Origin of the sequence: Arthrobacter sp. 9V (assembly GCF_902506065.1) — a bacterium.
Classification (GTDB): domain Bacteria; phylum Actinomycetota; class Actinomycetes; order Actinomycetales; family Micrococcaceae; genus Arthrobacter.
Genome location: NZ_LR732912.1, coordinates 2,869,349 through 2,885,537 on the forward strand (window position 1 = coordinate 2,869,349; position 16,189 = coordinate 2,885,537).

15 protein-coding genes are annotated in these 16,189 nt (G+C 61.5%); 8 read left to right on the forward strand and 7 right to left on the reverse strand.

What is annotated here, in order from left to right:
* The first annotated feature begins 36 nt into the window (after positions 1 to 36).
* Positions 37 to 936, forward strand: coding sequence for a TIGR01777 family oxidoreductase (locus tag BACI9J_RS13210; RefSeq protein ID WP_159734784.1), 900 nt, complete (start codon positions 37 to 39; stop codon positions 934 to 936).
* A 73-nt stretch (positions 937 to 1,009) separates the two neighbouring features.
* On the opposite strand, the gene BACI9J_RS13215 is transcribed toward BACI9J_RS13210, so the two are convergent.
* Complete coding sequence (locus tag BACI9J_RS13215) at positions 1,010 to 2,671, reverse strand: serine/threonine protein kinase (protein ID WP_159734785.1); 1,662 nt, start codon at positions 2,669 to 2,671, stop codon at positions 1,010 to 1,012.
* 149 nt (positions 2,672 to 2,820) lie between these two features.
* On the opposite strand from BACI9J_RS13215, the gene lipB reads away from it, so the two are divergent.
* From lipB to BACI9J_RS13230, 3 genes are all read left to right on the forward strand, one after another.
* The gene (gene lipB / locus BACI9J_RS13220; RefSeq protein WP_159734786.1) at positions 2,821 to 3,489 is read left to right on the forward strand and encodes a lipoyl(octanoyl) transferase LipB; all 669 of its coding nucleotides are present in this window, start codon (positions 2,821 to 2,823) and stop codon (positions 3,487 to 3,489) included.
* Positions 3,486 to 4,493, forward strand: a complete 1,008-nt coding sequence (lipA, locus tag BACI9J_RS13225) for a lipoyl synthase (RefSeq protein WP_159734787.1) — start codon at positions 3,486 to 3,488, stop codon at positions 4,491 to 4,493. Before lipB ends, lipA begins: the two co-directional genes overlap by 4 nt.
* A gap of 84 nt (positions 4,494 to 4,577) precedes the next feature.
* A complete protein-coding gene (locus BACI9J_RS13230) occupies positions 4,578 to 5,339 on the forward strand; it encodes a DUF4191 domain-containing protein (protein ID WP_159734788.1) in 762 nt (253 codons plus the stop codon).
* A 71-nt stretch (positions 5,340 to 5,410) separates the two neighbouring features.
* On the opposite strand, the gene BACI9J_RS13235 is transcribed toward BACI9J_RS13230, so the two are convergent.
* Positions 5,411 to 5,848: an RDD family protein gene (locus tag BACI9J_RS13235; protein WP_159734789.1), complete on the reverse strand. Its 438-nt coding sequence runs from the start codon at positions 5,846 to 5,848 to the stop codon at positions 5,411 to 5,413.
* 311 nt (positions 5,849 to 6,159) lie between these two features.
* Here BACI9J_RS13235 and glnA (BACI9J_RS13240) point away from each other — a divergent pair, with 311 nt between their 5' ends.
* Complete coding sequence (gene glnA, locus BACI9J_RS13240) at positions 6,160 to 7,584, forward strand: type I glutamate--ammonia ligase (protein WP_024820496.1); 1,425 nt, start codon at positions 6,160 to 6,162, stop codon at positions 7,582 to 7,584.
* A gap of 70 nt (positions 7,585 to 7,654) precedes the next feature.
* Here glnA (BACI9J_RS13240) and BACI9J_RS13245 read toward each other — a convergent pair whose 3' ends face one another.
* The 4 genes from BACI9J_RS13245 to glnA (BACI9J_RS13260) all read right to left on the reverse strand — a co-directional run bounded on the left by BACI9J_RS13245 (position 7,655) and on the right by glnA (BACI9J_RS13260) (position 13,022).
* Positions 7,655 to 8,005: a hypothetical protein gene (locus BACI9J_RS13245; protein WP_159734790.1), complete on the reverse strand. Its 351-nt coding sequence runs from the start codon at positions 8,003 to 8,005 to the stop codon at positions 7,655 to 7,657.
* Positions 8,006 to 8,071: 66 nt separating this feature from the next.
* Positions 8,072 to 8,641 (reverse strand): GNAT family N-acetyltransferase, encoded by a 570-nt coding sequence (locus tag BACI9J_RS13250; RefSeq protein ID WP_159734791.1) that lies wholly within the window; start codon positions 8,639 to 8,641, stop codon positions 8,072 to 8,074.
* Between the two features lie 19 nt (positions 8,642 to 8,660).
* A complete protein-coding gene (locus BACI9J_RS13255) occupies positions 8,661 to 11,672 on the reverse strand; it encodes a bifunctional [glutamine synthetase] adenylyltransferase/[glutamine synthetase]-adenylyl-L-tyrosine phosphorylase (protein WP_159734792.1) in 3,012 nt (1,003 codons plus the stop codon).
* A 9-nt stretch (positions 11,673 to 11,681) separates the two neighbouring features.
* Positions 11,682 to 13,022, reverse strand: a complete 1,341-nt coding sequence (gene glnA, locus BACI9J_RS13260; RefSeq protein ID WP_159734793.1) for a type I glutamate--ammonia ligase — start codon at positions 13,020 to 13,022, stop codon at positions 11,682 to 11,684.
* 190 nt (positions 13,023 to 13,212) lie between these two features.
* On the opposite strand from glnA (BACI9J_RS13260), the gene panB reads away from it, so the two are divergent.
* Entirely contained in the window at positions 13,213 to 14,118 is a 906-nt protein-coding gene (gene panB, locus BACI9J_RS13265) for a 3-methyl-2-oxobutanoate hydroxymethyltransferase (RefSeq protein ID WP_159734794.1), read from the forward strand.
* A 44-nt stretch (positions 14,119 to 14,162) separates the two neighbouring features.
* On the opposite strand, the gene BACI9J_RS13270 is transcribed toward panB, so the two are convergent.
* Positions 14,163 to 14,327 (reverse strand): SPOR domain-containing protein, encoded by a 165-nt coding sequence (locus BACI9J_RS13270; RefSeq protein WP_142939513.1) that lies wholly within the window; start codon positions 14,325 to 14,327, stop codon positions 14,163 to 14,165.
* 108 nt (positions 14,328 to 14,435) lie between these two features.
* On the opposite strand from BACI9J_RS13270, the gene map reads away from it, so the two are divergent.
* Together map and ppgK are read left to right on the forward strand one after the other, a co-directional pair.
* Entirely contained in the window at positions 14,436 to 15,314 is an 879-nt protein-coding gene (gene map, locus BACI9J_RS13275) for a type I methionyl aminopeptidase (protein WP_159734795.1), read from the forward strand.
* 71 nt (positions 15,315 to 15,385) lie between these two features.
* On the forward strand, positions 15,386 to 16,189 hold the full coding sequence (ppgK, locus tag BACI9J_RS13280) for a polyphosphate--glucose phosphotransferase (protein ID WP_159736471.1): 804 nt from the start codon (positions 15,386 to 15,388) through the stop codon (positions 16,187 to 16,189).

The window sequence follows — 16,189 nt, forward strand, 5'->3', positions numbered from 1 at the left end:
TTTCCACCACAAGCGTTCGCCATGGTGAGATGGGTCATGAGAATCGTGATGTCCGGAGCTTCGGGAATGATCGGAACCGCCCTGTCCGAGCAGTTGACCGCTGAAGGCAACGAGGTGATCCGCTTGGTGCGGAGACCAGCTGAATCGGCGTTTGAATGGACGTGGGATCCGGACAAGGGTGAGCTTGATGAGACTGTCCTGGACGGCGCAGATGCTGTGGTCAACCTCTCCGGCGCTGGAATCGGAGACCGTCCATGGACCAAACGCAGGATCAAAGTCCTCACGGAATCCCGCATTCGGCCCACGCAGACCCTGACTAATGCCATGCGGCGACTCAGCACACCACCGGGCACGTTCATCAGCCAATCCGCTTCCGGCTTTTATGGCGCTTCCCGCGATGGTGTCCTGCGGGAAGATGCAGCCCAAGGCACCGGCGTGCTGGGGCATCTGACCTTCGAATGGGAGCGAATGGCCAGGACCTCGCCATCGGCAGTAAGAGTGGTGACTCCGCGAACCGGTGTGGTGCTCAGCACCTCCGGCGGAGCTCTGGGGCCGCTGCTGCCCTTATTGAAGCTGGGGCTGGGAGGACCGTTCGGCAACGGCCGCCAGTACTGGCCATGGATCACGTTGGCCGACGAAGCCCGCGCCCTCGCATACCTGATCACAGGAAACCTGGAAGGGCCGGTAAATGTTTGCGCCCCGCAGAGTGCAGACGTCAACACCATCGTTGCCGAACTCGCCAAGGCCTTCCACCGGCCGGCTTTCCTTCGGGTGCCCGGACCAGCCCTGAAGCTGGTTCTGGGCGGACTGGCGGATGAACTCATCATGGCCAACCAGCGGATGGAACCCGCTCGGCTGCAGGAGGCCGGCTTCCACTGGTTGCACCCCTCCCTCCCTGACGCCATGGCATGGCTGCGCCAGGAAATGAGCAGCTGACAGGTCCTCGGCTCGTGCTGGTGATGGTGTGTTGTGCTCACGCCGAAGTTCCAGCTACCACTCCGAGCTGCCGTCACTCAGCCATGCCATTTCTTGCGGGTGCGGCCTCGAGGATTCCCGAGATCTGCCAGCGCCCGTCTGTTCGAACCACGTCCAGCCGGAGCTGCTGTGGCGCCCCTGCGCCCTCGGTCCTGACAACCTCCCCTGATGCCAGGCGTTCCTCATATCCGGACGTAGTGGCTGTTACGGACACCAGCACACGGTCTCCCTGCGGGGGTCCATCCACGGCCAAAGCTGTCAAGGCTGTGTGGAGTCCTGCAAACGCCGTCCCCGCGCCCCGTAGATAATCGCCCAACTGTTTATCGGTGGCCTCGGCCGGTGAACCCGGCGCATTAACTGTCTGCAAAAGCTCCAAGCGCCGGTTCCCCAAGGCAATGTCGCGCACGGCTGACAATGCCGGGATCGCAATCAAGGGATCCTGGGATCGCAGCCCTTCCGCGAGTGCCGGCGGGAGGTCCGGGGTGTTCGAAAGATCCTGCGCGGCCCCGGGATCCGCCCTTTCACCGGGGACGGCAAGGCCGGTTTCGGTCGCGGCTGGTTGGACAATCGCCGTCGTCGGGACGCTCTGCTGCCAGGTGATCCACCACCCGACACCAATCAGCACTACCACCGCTGTCATGGCCAGTGGCCGACCGCCACCCCCACAGCGGGGGCGGCCGCGTAGACTGCGAGAAGGATGTGCCGCCCGAAGCTCCGGCATGGGCAGCCGGTGCAATCGTCTCCACCACGCCGTCAGCCAACGGGTTGGACGGCGTGGTGAACGCCCCAAAGTCTCGCGTCTGGTCAGCAATTCAGGGATCACCGAGGCATGCACGGCGCCGGACAGATCCAGCGGCTCAGGAGCAGCGCTCCTGAAGATCGCCGTGCCAAGCTCCTTCGCCGAGGGCCGATTGCGGGCATTGCCGTCCAAGGCAGCTTCAAGGGCAGCCACCAAGGCCTTCGGGACATCAGGTACGAGGATTGATAAGGGCGGACGGTCCTGTTCCGGCCCCGGTATTGTTCCCGTCAGGCAATACCAGCCCACCGCTCCGAGCGAATAGACATCCCGTTGCGGTTGCAGGCTTGACCCGGAATACTCCCCGTTCCCGGCTGCCTGCGCCGCGGGTTCCATGAAGCCCGGCGTTCCTGGCCCGGGGCCGTGCGGCTTGTCCCCCACCTTTGCGGCAAGACCAAAATCTGCCAGCAATGGCATTCCTTCTGCAGTAAACAAGACGTTTCCAGGTGCCACGTCCCCGTGCTCCGCACCGTTGGCGTGCAGGTAATCCAATGCCTGGGCGACGGGAGTCAGGATGGTCACGGCTTCTCCGATCCGCAGCTTCCCCCTCGCAGAGATCAGGTTGCCCAGCGAGCCTCCCGCTGCGTAGTCCATGACCACCCCCAGCGTTCCCTCCGCCATCCCACGCACCGGAAGGACTTCGTGAACACGTATGAGGTGCTTGTGCTTGAGCCCCGAGAGGAGCCTCATCTCCCGGACGGCGTCCCCCGCAACATGAGGCATTCCCCTCAGCCCCGCACCGGCGGCATCTGGCCTGGCGCACTTGATCGCAAAGCGCGCACCGTCCTTATCCCTCGTGGCGAGCCAAACAGTCGAGCTGCTGCCATGACCCAGAGGGCGGGATATTACATAACCCGGAACGTGGGGAGCCACGGCCTCGGGGGTGTCCAGAGTTTCCATAAACAAGGTGTACCGGAATGCAGGAATTTGCGCAGAAGTTATCCACAGCCCCTGCCTCGTCAGCGGCCCGGTACCGACCACCCGGGATGCGACTGAGAGCTTCACCACAAAACCATGGCCAGTCTCCTGCGGGGTCTAAGCTTGAACCCATGACTCTAGAGTTTTCACAACTGGGTCTTGCCCCGGACTTCGTTGATTACATGCAGGGCTGGGACCTGCAACGCGAAATCCACAACAAAGTTGTTGCGGGCGAGAAAAACAGCACCGTCTTGATCCTCGAGCACGCCGCCGTCTACACGGCGGGCAAGCTCACCGAAGACCACGAGCGCCCCTTTGACGGGACTCCTGTGGTTCCCGTGGATCGCGGCGGGAAACTGACCTGGCATGGCCCTGGCCAGCTCATTGCTTATCCAATCCTCAAGCTCAAGAACCGTGCCGGCATCCGCGATTACGTGGAACGCCTAGAAGCGATCATGATCGCCGTCATGCAGGACTACGGCATCAAGGCAGTCACGGTCAAAGGCCGGGCCGGAGTCTGGATCCTCGCCGACGAGCACGGCCCTGACCGCAAAATTGCGGCAATCGGCATTCGGGTCCTGGACGGCGTCACCATGCACGGCGTAGCCATCAACTGCAGTAATGACCTGGCGCCCTATGCCCAGATCATCGCCTGTGGCATCACCGACGCCAGCGTCACCACCATGTCGCTGGAAACCGGCCGGACCATCAACCCGGCCGACATCGTTGACCGCTTTGTTGAAGAATTCAGCAAGCACGAAGAAGCACTCGTTTCCACACCCGAAGGAGCACTCCAGTGACCTTGGCACCTGAAGGCCGTAAGTTGCTGCGCGTTGAGCAGCGTAACTCGGCGGTCCCGGTTGAACGTAAGCCTGAGTGGATCAAGGCCAAGGTCCAGATGGGGCCGGAGTTTGTCCAGCTCAAGAACCTGGTGAAGAAGGAAGGCCTGCACACGGTGTGTGAGGAGGCCGGCTGCCCGAACATTTTCGAGTGCTGGGAAGACAAGGAAGCGACGTTCCTGATCGGCGGGTCCGAGTGCACCCGGCGCTGTGATTTCTGCCAGATCGATACCGGCAAGCCCTCCCCGGTGGACATGTTCGAACCCACCAAGGTGGCCCGCAGTGTCCAGGCCATGCAGCTACGCTACGCCACCGTGACCGGGGTGGCCCGTGATGACCTCGCCGATGAGGGGGTGTGGTTGTACGCCGAAACCGTCCGGAAAATCCACGAACTGAACCCCGGCACCGGGGTGGAGTTGTTGATCCCGGACTTCTCCGGCAAGCCAGAGCACATCGCGGCGATCTGCGATTCCAAGCCCGAGGTGTTCGCGCACAACGTGGAGACCGTGCCGAGGATTTTCAAGCGGATCCGTCCGGCGTTCCGGTACGAGCGCTCCTTGGACGTAATCACGCAGGGCCGGGATTTGGGCATGGTGACCAAGTCCAACCTGATCCTGGGCATGGGCGAGACCCGCGAGGAAATTTCCGAAGCGTTGCGGGACCTGCACGCGGCCGGGTGTGATTTGATCACCATTACCCAGTACCTGCGCCCGTCCGAGCGGCACTTGCCCGTGGACCGTTGGGTCAAGCCGCAGGAGTTCGTGGACCTTCAGAACGAGGCCGAAGAAATCGGGTTCCTTGGTGTCATGTCGGGTCCGTTGGTGCGGTCCTCGTACCGTGCAGGGCGTTTGTGGGCCACGGCCATGCGCAAGAAGGGCTGGGAAATCCCCGCAGCCCTGGCACACATCGAGTCCTCCGGCACCACCCGCCAGGAAGCCTCCACCATCCTCGCCGCCCACAGCTAGACACCACCGATCAGCAGCGAAGGACCGGATGCCCACGTAACGGCGTCCGGTCCTTCTGTGTCCATCACGTAGAATTAAGGCACTATGGCGAACTCCTCTGATTCCAGCAATTCGACCCCCTCGGCCGACGCACCCAAGCGTGGGCTGTTCAAGCGCAAGCCCAAGGAAGCCAAGGCCAAGAAGCCTAGCCAACTGAAGCAGATCGCTGAAGTCTTCAAGATGACCAGGCGGAATGACCCGCAGGTTGTCTGGGTCATGCTGCTGGCATTCCTTGCAGTGGTTGCCGTGGCCCTCCTTATCGGCTTCCTGCTGGAGAACTGGGTTACCGGTCTGATCATTGGTATTCCGCTGGGTCTTCTCGCGGCAGTTTTCATTCTCTCCCGTCGGGCAGAAAAGGCCGCCTTCGCGCAGATTGAGAACCAGCCGGGCGCTTCCGGCGCCGCTTTGGGTACTCTTCGCCGCGGTTGGGTAACGCAAGATCAGCCTGTTGCCGTTAACCCGCGCACACAGGACGCCGTCTTCATGGCCATTGGCCGTCCGGGTGTGGTCCTTGTCAGCGAAGGGCCCACACACCGCGTCAAGCCGTTGGTCGATGCCGAGCGTAAGCGCCTCACCCGCATCCTGCCCAACGTCACCATCCATGTTCTGGAATCAGGTCGCGGTGAAGGCCAGGTGCCCTTGAACAAACTGGCCAAGACCATGGGCAAACTGAAGAACGAACTGACCAAGGTAGAAGTTAACGCCGTGTCAAAGCGCATCAACTCCCTTGGAAACCGGCTGCCGATCCCCAAAGGCATTGACCCCTACAAGGCCCGCCCGGACCGCAAGGCAGCCCGCGGACGCTGATCCCCATTAACTGAAACCGCCCCTGTCTCTCACGTTGAGACAGGGGCGGTTTTCGTTGGGGCTGACTACGTTTACATCCTGATGAGGATCGTGTTCATCGCTTTGTCATGCAGGCCGCGCTGGTCGGGATCGAACACCACAGCAGGAATGACCAGGCATAGAAGGAGGGTTCGAACCACTGCGGCCAAAGGTCCCGCAGGGCCACCGCCCAAGCGAACCACGTGAATTCCGGCGATCCTGTGACCGATGCTGTATCCCAGCGTTCCAATCAGGAGGATTTGCTCTGCGGCAAAAATAGCCAGAGTTGCCCACGAGTCACCGCCGAAGGCAAAATTGCTGATCACCAGCGCGATCGCCCAGTCCACCACGATGCCCAGGATGCGGCGGCCGGCTCGCGCCATGGAGCCCGGCCCGGACTCGGGCAGGCCCAGCCGTTCGCCGGGATATTTGGAGATTCCGGAAGTGTCCGGGCCGCTCAACCAGGAGCCAATGTCTTTTCGATCTACCACACTCCAAGCCTAACTGCTGGCATGACTGCCAACCGACCCGCAGGAGCAGCCGCCGGCGCGCAACGCCTGCGGGTGTTCGCCCACCGGACCCGGATGGACCGGATACCGGACAGCCGACTACCGTTTACACGACAGATGATTCTGTAACCTGCCGGAAACAATACTGACACCCCCGGGAAATCCCATCTCCCTATGGTGGTATGAGTTGCCAGCCACCATGGAACGGGGATCTTTTTGTGTCTCCGGCCCCTGGAATGGGCTGCACCACGCGGCCTTCCGGGCCTGTTACTTGATATGCATAAGGAGCATAGATGTTCAAGACTGCGGACGAAGTCCTCAAGTTCATCAAAGACGAAGACGTCAAATTCGTCGATATCCGCTTCACCGACCTCCCTGGTGTCCAGCAGCACTTCAACGTGCCGGCCAAGAGCGTCGACCTCGATTTCTTCGTCCACGGCCAGCTCTTCGACGGATCTTCCATCCGCGGCTTCCAGGGCATCGCCGAATCCGACATGCAGCTCATCCCGGATGTGACCTCGGCCTTCATCGACACGTTCCGCATCGAGAAGACGCTCGCGCTGAACTTCTCCATCGTGAACCCCCGCACGGGTGACCCTTACCACCGCGACCCCCGTGGCGTGGCTGAGAAGGCCGAAGCGTACTTGGCATCCACTGGCATCGCCGACACCGCGTTCTTCGCTCCCGAAGCCGAGTTCTTCGTCTTCGATAACATCCAGTACGAGTCCTCCCCGCAGGGCAGCTTCTACAAGATCGACTCTGAAGAAGCACACTGGAACACCGGTCGCAAGGAAGAGGGCGGTAACCTCGGTTACAAGACCCCCGTCAAGGGCGGTTACTTCCCGGTCTCCCCCACCGACAAGCAAGCCGACCTCCGCGACGCCATGTGCATCGAACTGGACAAGGCCGGCCTTGAGGTTGAGCGGTCCCACCACGAAGTTGGATCCGCCGGCCAGGCTGAGATCAACTACAAGTTCACCACGCTGACCGCGGCCGCTGATGATCTGCAGAAGTTCAAGTACATCATCAAGAACACTGCCGATGCTTGGGGCAAGTCCGTCACCTTCATGCCGAAGCCTGTCTTCGGTGACAACGGCTCGGGTATGCACTGCCACCAGTCGCTGTGGAGCAACGGCGATCCCCTGTTCTATGACGAGAAGGGCTACGCAGGCCTCTCCGACATGGCTCGGTGGTACATCGGCGGCCTGCTGAAGCACTCTTCCGCAGTTCTGGCTTTCACCAACCCGACTGTCAACTCGTACCGTCGGCTCGTCAAGGGCTTCGAAGCCCCCGTGAACATGGTTTACTCGCAGGGCAACCGCTCCGCCGGTATCCGCATCCCGATCACGGGCACCAACCCGAAGGCCAAGCGCATCGAGTTCCGCGCGCCGGACCCCTCCTCCAACCCGTACCTGGCCTTCGCTGCCCAGCTGATGGCCGGCATTGACGGCATCCGCAACCGCATTGAACCGCCGGCTCCCATCGACAAGGACCTCTACGAGCTCCCGGCCGAGGAAGCCAAGGACATCCCCAAGGCTCCGGGTTCCCTGGAAGAAGCACTTGAGGCTCTGCGCGAGGACAACGAGTTCCTCCAGGCCGGCGGCGTCTTCACCCAGGACCTGATCGACACTTGGATTGACTACAAGTACGAGAACGAGATCCGCCCGCTGTCCCTGCGCCCGAACCCTTACGAGTTCGAGCTCTACTACGGCGTCTAATATCACCGCGTAACAAAGAGGCCAGCCTCAGTCCCAACGGACTGAGGCTGGCCTCTTTTGTGGGTCCGGGCTACTCGGACTTGCCAGGGTCGCGGTCCCTGAGATTCTTGGTGATCTCGTCCAGCTTGTCCTTGACGAAGCTGGCGGCCTCCGAAATTCCCTTTTCCGCGCTACCTAGCGGGTCCAGCTGAAGGTACACGTTCTTGTCGATGGGAAGATCGTATTCGTCCTTCAGATGAGTCCCACCGCCAACTCCGGCGAGCGACAGGTACACAAGAGCTTCGGTCCTTGCAATGCCCGCGATGGTACCGAAGACTACCGTGAAGTCATTGGGCTGAAAGCTCACAGAATGGCCTACGTGACGCCGGTCCAGTTCTCCGGCAGGAATGGCCTTCTCAGACGGATTTCCGTTGTATTCCATGTACTTCCCCTATGCGCGTTGAGAACAGATACATAAGAAGTCTATAAGGACACTTAGCTTTTGGAGTCATCCGAAGGATTTGTACATGGTCCGCTGTGGCCCCGCGCTACCGCCCACATAGCGGCCCGAGTCCACGAAACCGGCTTTCGTATATGCGGCCAGCCCTGCCGGATTGCGCTCATTTACCGAAAGCACGACGCCGGCCTGCCCGCCACCCAGCCTGGCCATCAGTTTCCGTGCTTCCTCCACTGAGGCGCGTGCGGCCAGGGTACCGAGGCCGCGCCCTTGGCATTTTGAATCAATAAGGAATCCACGCAACAACCACACCGACTCGTCATCGGGCCAGCCTGCGAGCGTCGCGGCCCCCGATTGGAGGGTCAGCACACCCACCGCTACTCCCCCCGACTCAATGACATATGGGAATCGGGATTCTTCTTCCAAGGAGATGAGCATCATGCGAAGGGGATCCCCCACGAATTCCCTTTGCTGGGCTTCCACGGCCAACTCTGCCACAGCGCCGAGCTGAATGGCGCGGGCGTCGTCGTCGAGCATTTTGAGGGGAATCAACCAGATGTCACCTGGCCCATGAGGCTCACCGGGGATAGAGAAATCCTCTTCTGATTCAGATTCAAGCATTACGTGGATTTCTCATCCTTCAGTTGCCGTAGAACTCTTTCTCGAATACGCCCCGCGCCCTGCGACTCAGCCGCAGGTAGTCTTCTTCGAAATGACCCGCATTGCCGGGCTGGTAGCCGCACCAGCGCGCCACAGCTTCCAGGTCCTTCCGTGATGAGGGCACGAGATCCGAGGCGCGTCCTGTCACAATGACGTTTGCGGAACGGATGCGGCTGGCAAGTCTCCACGCCTCGCGCAGAAGCGTGGCGTCGTCTTCAGAGATGTAATCCAACTTTTCCGCAGCCGCCAGTGCGTCCAGGGTGGACGATGTCCGCAGCTCCGGATGCTTTCCGGCGTGCTGAAGCTGAATCAACTGAACCAACCACTCAACATCGCTCAACCCGCCACGGCCGAGTTTCACGTGCCGGGCAGGATCAGCCCCGCGAGGCAGCCGTTCGGACTCCACCCGGGCCTTGACACGGCGGATCTCGCGGACATCGGTCTCTGCGAGTTGCTCCGGGTACCGGATGGGGTCGATGAGACGGACAAAGTCGGCGGCCAGTTCATCCGAGCCTGCCATGGGCCGGGCCCGCAGAAGGGCCTGCGCCTCCCAAATGAGTGACCAGCGCCGATAGTACTCCGCATATGAATCCAGGGACCGGACCATGGCGCCGTTCTTGCCTTCAGGACGGAGATCCGCGTCCACCATGAGCACTCGTTCTGCCATGATCGCGGGCTTGAGCGGCTGCGTGAGGAAGCTGGAAAGCTTGGCCACAATGGTGGTGGCTTGCTCCTGGGCCTCGGCATCAGTGAACCCGGGACGGGCACGGTGAACGTAAATCACGTCCGCATCCGAGCCGTAGCCGATCTCCCGCCCACCTTGCCTGCCCATCGCAACCACCAGGACATCAGTCTTCAATGGCCCGGTGGACGCGATCACCGACTCCGCTACATGCAATGCTCCTAGAACCGTGGCCCGGTCCGTTTCAGCCAAGGCCAACCCAACGGCATCCTGATCGAGCAATCCTGCGCTATCCGCGATTGCGGTACGGAGGATTTCCCTGCGCCGGATCAGCCGGATGAGCCTCATGGCACTTTCAGGGTCGGCATGACGGGAGAGCTTGGACCGGATCTCCTGCCACTGGGCTTCAAAGGGTATGGGCACCAGTTCCTTATCGCTGCCCAACCAGGCAACGGACTCCGGGGATACTTCCAACAGATCCGAAATCAGCCGGGAATTGGCAAGCACTTGGCAGAGCCGCTCAGCCGCCGCCTGGGAATCCCTGAGAAGCCCCAAGTACCAGTGAGTGGTTCCCAGTGCTTCGCTGACCCTGCGGAAGGCGAGCAGTCCGGCGTCGGGGTCAACTCCCTCGGCCAGCCATCCCAAGAGGATCGGCAATAGCTGCCTTTGCAGGGCTGCGCGTCGGCTGACTCCTGCGGTGAGTGCTTCGATATGCCGCATGGCACCCTGAGGGTCCACGTAACCAAGTGCGGCAAGACGACCCTGGGCAGCCTCCGGACTGAGCTTCGCATCTTCGCTGCTCAGCTTAGCTGCGGTGTTGAGCAGCGGACGGTAGAAGATCCGCTCATGAAGCTCACGGACAGCTTTTTTGGTCTTTTGCCATGTGGCCATCAGCTGGTCAGGGTGCGGCCGCTCCAAAGCGAACGGCCCCAGGACTGCCTTGGCCAGGAAGCGCTGGGCATCCTCGGCAACGGGCATGAGATGGGTCCGGCGCAACTGGAACAGCTGAATTCGGTGCTCCAGCAGACGCAGGTATCGGTACGCGTTGTCAAAGGCCGCGGCGTCCGTGCGTCCAATGTAACCCCCCGCAGAAAGGGCAGCGATGGCAGACGTGGTGTCCCGGCGACGAAGTGACTCGTCAGATTTGCCATGCACCAACTGCAGCAGTTGAACGGTGAATTCAACGTCGCGGAGGCCGCCGCGGCCCAACTTGATCTGACGTTGTTCCTCGGCAGCCGGAATGTAGTCGGTCACCCTGCGGCGCATGGCCTGGACCGACTCCACAAATCCCTCGCGTCCCGCAGATGCCCAGACAAGGGGCTCCACGGCCTTCTCATAGCGCTGGCCCAGCTCCCGATCGCCCGCAATCGTCCGCGCCTTCAGAAGCGCCTGAAACTCCCAGCTTTCCGCCCACCGGGCGTAGTAACTCAAATGGGAGGGCAGCGTGCGGACCAGCGGGCCGGACTTTCCCTCCGGACGGAGATTGGCGTCCACTTCCCATAACCCCGGTTCAGGGGCGGAGGAAGAAATGGCCCTCGAAATGCCCGAGGCCAAGGCTGTACCGATGGTGGACGCGCGGGCATCGTCCAACTCTCCGGCTTCGATGACATAGATGACGTCGACGTCGGAAATGTAGTTCAGCTCCCGGGCGCCGCACTTGCCCATGCCAATAACGGCAAGCCCGACGTCGGCGATCTCGTTCGTATCGAACTGGGCAGCAGCTTCGGCCCGGGACACGGCAAGGGCAGCCTCGATGGCAGCACCGGCGAGGTCGGCCAATTCAGCGCCGACCGCTGGCATGAAGTCCGTAGGCGATGCAGCGCAGATATCCTTAATGGCCAGTTCTGTCAGACCACGGCGGTACGCGCTCCGCAGGGCCGCGTAGGCGGGCAATCCGGTCGTTCCGGCTACCGGCCGCTGAGCAGCGGGCTCAGCTTTCACGGAGCGCAGCAGCCTCGCCCGGAGCTCGTCGTTGGAGGCCTGAACAGGCTCCGGGCTGACCCGGACATTGAACACGTCCAAGTGCTCCGGTCGGCGCATGAGGAACTCCCCCAACGCCTCCGAGGCACCCAGGAGCCGGTACATGGGCTCGCTGGTGTCCTGGTCAGCCGCGGCCAGCTTTTTCAGCCCGGGATTCTTCTCAATCAGCCGGACCAGTGATTGAAGAGCCGTATCCGGGCTTGCCGACAAGGACAGCCCGGCGAACAGGGCATCCTCATCTATCCCGTCCAGTTCCGGGGCAGCAAGGAACCGTTCGCCTTTTTCGAGGTCACTGAATCCGGCTGAGATGAGCCGACGCGCAAGGCTCATTGCCCCGGCCTAAAGAATGCCGAGGTTGCGCTGCAACTCGTACGGGGTGACCTGAAGGCGGTAGTCCTGCCATTCGGCACGCTTGTTGCGCAGGAAGTGTTCGAACACCTGCTCACCAAGGATCTCAGCCACCAATTCGGATTCCTCCATCGTGCGAATGGCGTCGTGGAGGCTGGCCGGCAACGGCGCGTGCCCCATGGCCCTGCGTTCCGCGGTTGTCAGCGACCATACGTCGTCTTCAGCTGCGGCGGGAAGTTCGTAGCCTTCTTCAATGCCCTTCAAACCGGCACCGAGCAGCACAGCGTAGGCCAGGTACGGGTTGGTTGCGCTGTCAATGCCACGGTACTCGATACGTGCCGACTGGCCCTTGCCGGGCTTGTACAGGGGAACACGAACCAACGCAGAGCGGTTGTTGTGGCCCCAGCTCAGGTAGCTCGGAGCCTCGCCGCCGCCCCAAAGGCGCTTGTACGAATTAACGAACTGGTTGGTAACCGCCGTGAATTCCGGAGCGTGCTTGAGGATGCCGGCAATGAACTGGCGTGCCGTCTTGGACAGCTGGAACTCGGCGCCTGCTTCGAAGAACGCATTGGTGTCGCCCTCAAACAGGGAGAAGTGCGTGTGCATGCCCGAACCCGGGTGGTCCGTGAACGGCTTGGGCATGAAGGTGGCATATGTACCCTGCTGAAGAGCCACCTCTTTGATGACCGTCCGGAAGGTCATGATGTTATCCGCGGTTTGAAGCGCGTCCGCATAGCGAAGATCAATCTCGTTCTGGCCCGGGCCGCCCTCGTGGTGGCTGAATTCCACGGAGATGCCCACGGATTCGAGCATGGTCACCGCGGTACGGCGGAAGTCCTGCGCCACACCACCGGGGACATGGTCAAAGTAGCCGCCCTCGTCCACAGGAACAGGGGCGCCGTCCGGGCCGAGGTCCTTGGACTTCAACAGGTAGAACTCAATCTCAGGATGGGTATAGCAGGTGAACCCCATGTCAGCTGCCTTGGCAAGGGTCCTCTTGAGGACGTTGCGGGGGTCCGCGGCAGACGGCTCGCCGTCGGGAGTCAGGACGTCGCAGAACATGCGGGACGTCTGCTCGGTCTCTCCACGCCATGGCAGGATCTGGAACGTGGACGGGTCCGGCTGCGCGAGCATGTCAGACTCGAACACGCGGGCCAGGCCTTCAATGGCCGAACCGTCGAAGCCAAGGCCTTCTTCAAAGGCACCCTCAACTTCAGCGGGCGCAAGCGCCACTGATTTAAGCGAACCTACGACGTCGGTGAACCACAAGCGTACGAAGCGCACGTCACGCTCTTCGATTGTCCGCAGAACGAACTCTTGCTGGCGGTCCATAGGGCCTCTTTTCCGATTCAGTGTCCATGCCGCTGGTTTCAATGGATAGAAGCCACGGCAGCTCAGCCTTCACTCTACTAAGAGTTCCGTGCTAATGCCGCAGCAGTAGCTGCGCGTAACACAGCGTTTACATTAGGTGACGCCCGGCACACTGGTGGCAGCCGTCGTCGGCACCGCTTAGGCTCTATCCATGGCCCCAAGCAACCTTCCTGAGTCCACCACGCCCGCCGAGCTTCCCGCACCCTACGGCACGGGCCCGGCAACCGGGGCCGATGTGCCTCCGGCCGCCGGCAGGAAACCCATCAGCCGGGTCCGCATCCACCACCTTCAGCAGGCCAAGGACAACGGCGAACACTTCGCAATGCTCACAGCCTATGAGCAGTACACGGCCGAGATCTTTGACCAGGCCGGAATCGAAGTCCTCCTGGTGGGCGACTCCGCATCCAATAACGTGTTCGGCAATGAGACAAGCCTTCCTGTCACCGTCGATGAGCTCCTGCCGTTGACGCGGGCAGTCAGCCGGACAGCCAAGCGTGCGCTGGTAGTGGCAGACCTGCCTTTCGGCAGCTATGAAGTCTCACCCGGCCAGGCAGTCGCCACCGGAGTCCGATTCCTCAAGGAAGGACTGGCCCACGCGGTCAAAATTGAGGGAACCGCTTATTATGCCGAGACCGTGAAAGCCATGGTTCAGGCTGGAATCCCCGTCATGGCCCACATCGGATTCACGCCCCAAAGCGAACATTCCCTGGGCGGATACCGTGTCCAAGGCCGCGGCGATGACGCTCAGCGACTGGTGGATGACGCCGTTGCACTGCAGGACGCGGGCGCTTTCTGCGTCCTCATGGAAATGGTGCCTGCCGGGACCGCAGCGGCTGTGGATGCAGCCTTGCGGGTGCCCACCGTGGGAATCGGCGCAGGCAAGAGCACCACGGGTCAGGTTCTCGTATGGCAGGACATGGCCGGATTGCGGGGCGGCAAGATGGCCAAATTCGTCAAGCAATACGCAGATCTTCGCACTACCCTGAGCGATGCCGCCGCCGCTTACGGGGAAGAGGTCCGTTCCGGCCAGTTCCCTGGACCGGAACACTCCTTCTAGTCCTCGTCCTGATAGTCCTCGTCCAGGCCCGTTCCTGGTCCGGGCTAGTCGTCGTCCTGGGCGTCCCAGGCGTCATTTCGTGCTTTGACCTTCTCCAGGGCGTGCTCAGCTTCTTCCCTGGTCTTGTAAGGGCCAATCAGCTGCGACCAATCGGACATCGCGTCCTCTTCGATCTCATGCGTCTTGACGTTGTACCAGTACTCCGTCACGTCTCCTCCTCCATCCCGGGGCCCTTCGACGCGTAACGTTGGCGGGGTCACAGGAACCCGGCCACGCTTTGTTACTTACGTCTCTTGTGTGCCTTATATGATCAATCTATGCCTTCTCTTGCTTCGACTGCACCCATTGGCGCCCTCACCCCGGGAACCATCAGCCCTGAACGACCCGTCCCGGCGTCGATTCCCAGGCCGGAGTATGTAGGTAAGAAGGCACCCGCCAAGTTCACCGGCTCCGAGGTGAAGTCCCCGGAGACCATCGAGAAGATCCGGATCGCCGGAAAGATCGCCGCGCAAGCGATCGTTGAGGTGGGCAAACACCTCCAACCAGGCGTCACCACGGACCAGCTGGACAAAATAGGGCACGAGTTCCTTCTGGATCACCATGCCTACCCTTCGACGCTTGGCTACCGGGGGTTCCCCAAATCCTTGTGCTCCTCCCTCAATGAAGTCATCTGCCACGGAATCCCCGACTCCACCGTGGTCCAGGATGGCGACATCCTGAACATCGACATCACGGCCTTCATCAACGGAGTGCATGGGGATACCAATTACACTTTCCTGGTTGGCGACGTGGATGAAGAGTCCCGTTTGCTGGTTGAGCGTACGCAGGAGTCGCTCAACCGGGCCATCAAGGCTGTGGCCCCTGGCCGCGAAATCAACGTAATCGGCCGGGCCATCCAGTCCTACGCCAAACGCTTCGGCTATGGCGTAGTCCGGGATTTCACCGGCCACGGCGTGGGAGAGGCCTTTCATACCGGCCTCATCATTCCGCATTACGACGCAGCCCCGGCGTATAACACCGTGATCGAGGCAGGCATGGTTTTCACCATTGAGCCCATGCTGACCCTTGGCGCCATCGATTGGGAAATGTGGGCCGACGACTGGACGGTTGTCACCAAGGACCGCAAGCGTACGGCCCAATTCGAACACACCCTGCTGGTCACAGAGACCGGCGCGGAAATCCTGACCCTTCCCTGAGCTCTCCGGAAGGTCCATGCAGCCCGGAGGCTGCGCCATGCCCATCCCCTCCTGCCATGATCGGAATTGCATTGTCCAAGAAGGATGAGAAGACCCACAAGAACGCCCCGTTGATCGGCATCGACATCGGTGGCACCGGCATCAAGGGCGGCATTGTCGACCTGAAAAAAGGCAAGCTGATTGGCGACCGCTTCCGCGTTCCCACTCCCCAGCCCGCCACCCCCGAGGCCGTAGCTGAGGTAGTGGCTCAAATCGTGGAGGAACTCTCCAGCCGTCCCGACGCCCCGGCAGCGGACACGCCGGTAGGTGTGACCTTCCCCGGAATCATCCAGCACGGTGTGGTCAACTCTGCAGCCAACGTTGACAAGAGCTGGCTCAGCACCGACATCGACGCTACCTTCACCAAGCGCTTGGGCCGTCCGGTAGAGGTCATCAACGACGCCGATGCGGCCGGCCTGGCAGAAGCCCGCTACGGCGCCGGCGAGGGCGTGGACGGCACCGTCCTGGTGATCACCCTGGGTACCGGGATCGGCTCGGCATTCATCTTCAATGGACAGTTGGTCCCCAACGCCGAGCTCGGCCACTTGGAAGTGGACGGCCACGACGCCGAGACCAAGGCTTCAGCTGTTGCCCGCGAACGCGATGGCCTGAGCTGGGACGAGTACGGCGTGCTGTTGAACCGCTACCTTCAGCATGTTGAGTTCCTGTTTTCCCCCGAACTCTTCATCGTGGGCGGCGGCATCTCCAAGCGCTCGGACGAGTACTTCCCGCACCTTCAACTGCGGACCAAAATCGTCACGGCAAAGTTGAAGAACGACGCCGGGATCGTGGGCGCCGCGCTGGAAGTCGCTTTGCACCACAAACTCGCCAAGTAG

Bases quoted from the DNA above. Each gene is read 5' to 3' on its own strand.
- BACI9J_RS13215 (WP_159734785.1), bottom strand. From the start codon at position 2,671: ATGGAAACTCTGGACACCCCCGAGGCCGTGGCTCCCCACGTTCCGGGT.
- BACI9J_RS13230 (WP_159734788.1), top strand. From the start codon at position 4,578: ATGGCGAACTCCTCTGATTCCAGCAATTCGACCCCCTCGGCCGACGCA.
- BACI9J_RS13210 (WP_159734784.1), top strand. From the start codon at position 37: ATGAGAATCGTGATGTCCGGAGCTTCGGGAATGATCGGAACCGCCCTG.
- panB (WP_159734794.1), top strand. From the start codon at position 13,213: ATGGCCCCAAGCAACCTTCCTGAGTCCACCACGCCCGCCGAGCTTCCC.
- glnA (WP_159734793.1), bottom strand. From the start codon at position 13,022: ATGGACCGCCAGCAAGAGTTCGTTCTGCGGACAATCGAAGAGCGTGAC.
- BACI9J_RS13250 (WP_159734791.1), bottom strand. From the start codon at position 8,641: ATGCTTGAATCTGAATCAGAAGAGGATTTCTCTATCCCCGGTGAGCCT.
- map (WP_159734795.1), top strand. From the start codon at position 14,436: ATGCCTTCTCTTGCTTCGACTGCACCCATTGGCGCCCTCACCCCGGGA.
- BACI9J_RS13245 (WP_159734790.1), bottom strand. From the start codon at position 8,005: ATGGAATACAACGGAAATCCGTCTGAGAAGGCCATTCCTGCCGGAGAA.
- lipB (WP_159734786.1), top strand. From the start codon at position 2,821: ATGACTCTAGAGTTTTCACAACTGGGTCTTGCCCCGGACTTCGTTGAT.
- glnA (WP_024820496.1), top strand. From the start codon at position 6,160: ATGTTCAAGACTGCGGACGAAGTCCTCAAGTTCATCAAAGACGAAGAC.
- BACI9J_RS13255 (WP_159734792.1), bottom strand. From the start codon at position 11,672: ATGAGCCTTGCGCGTCGGCTCATCTCAGCCGGATTCAGTGACCTCGAA.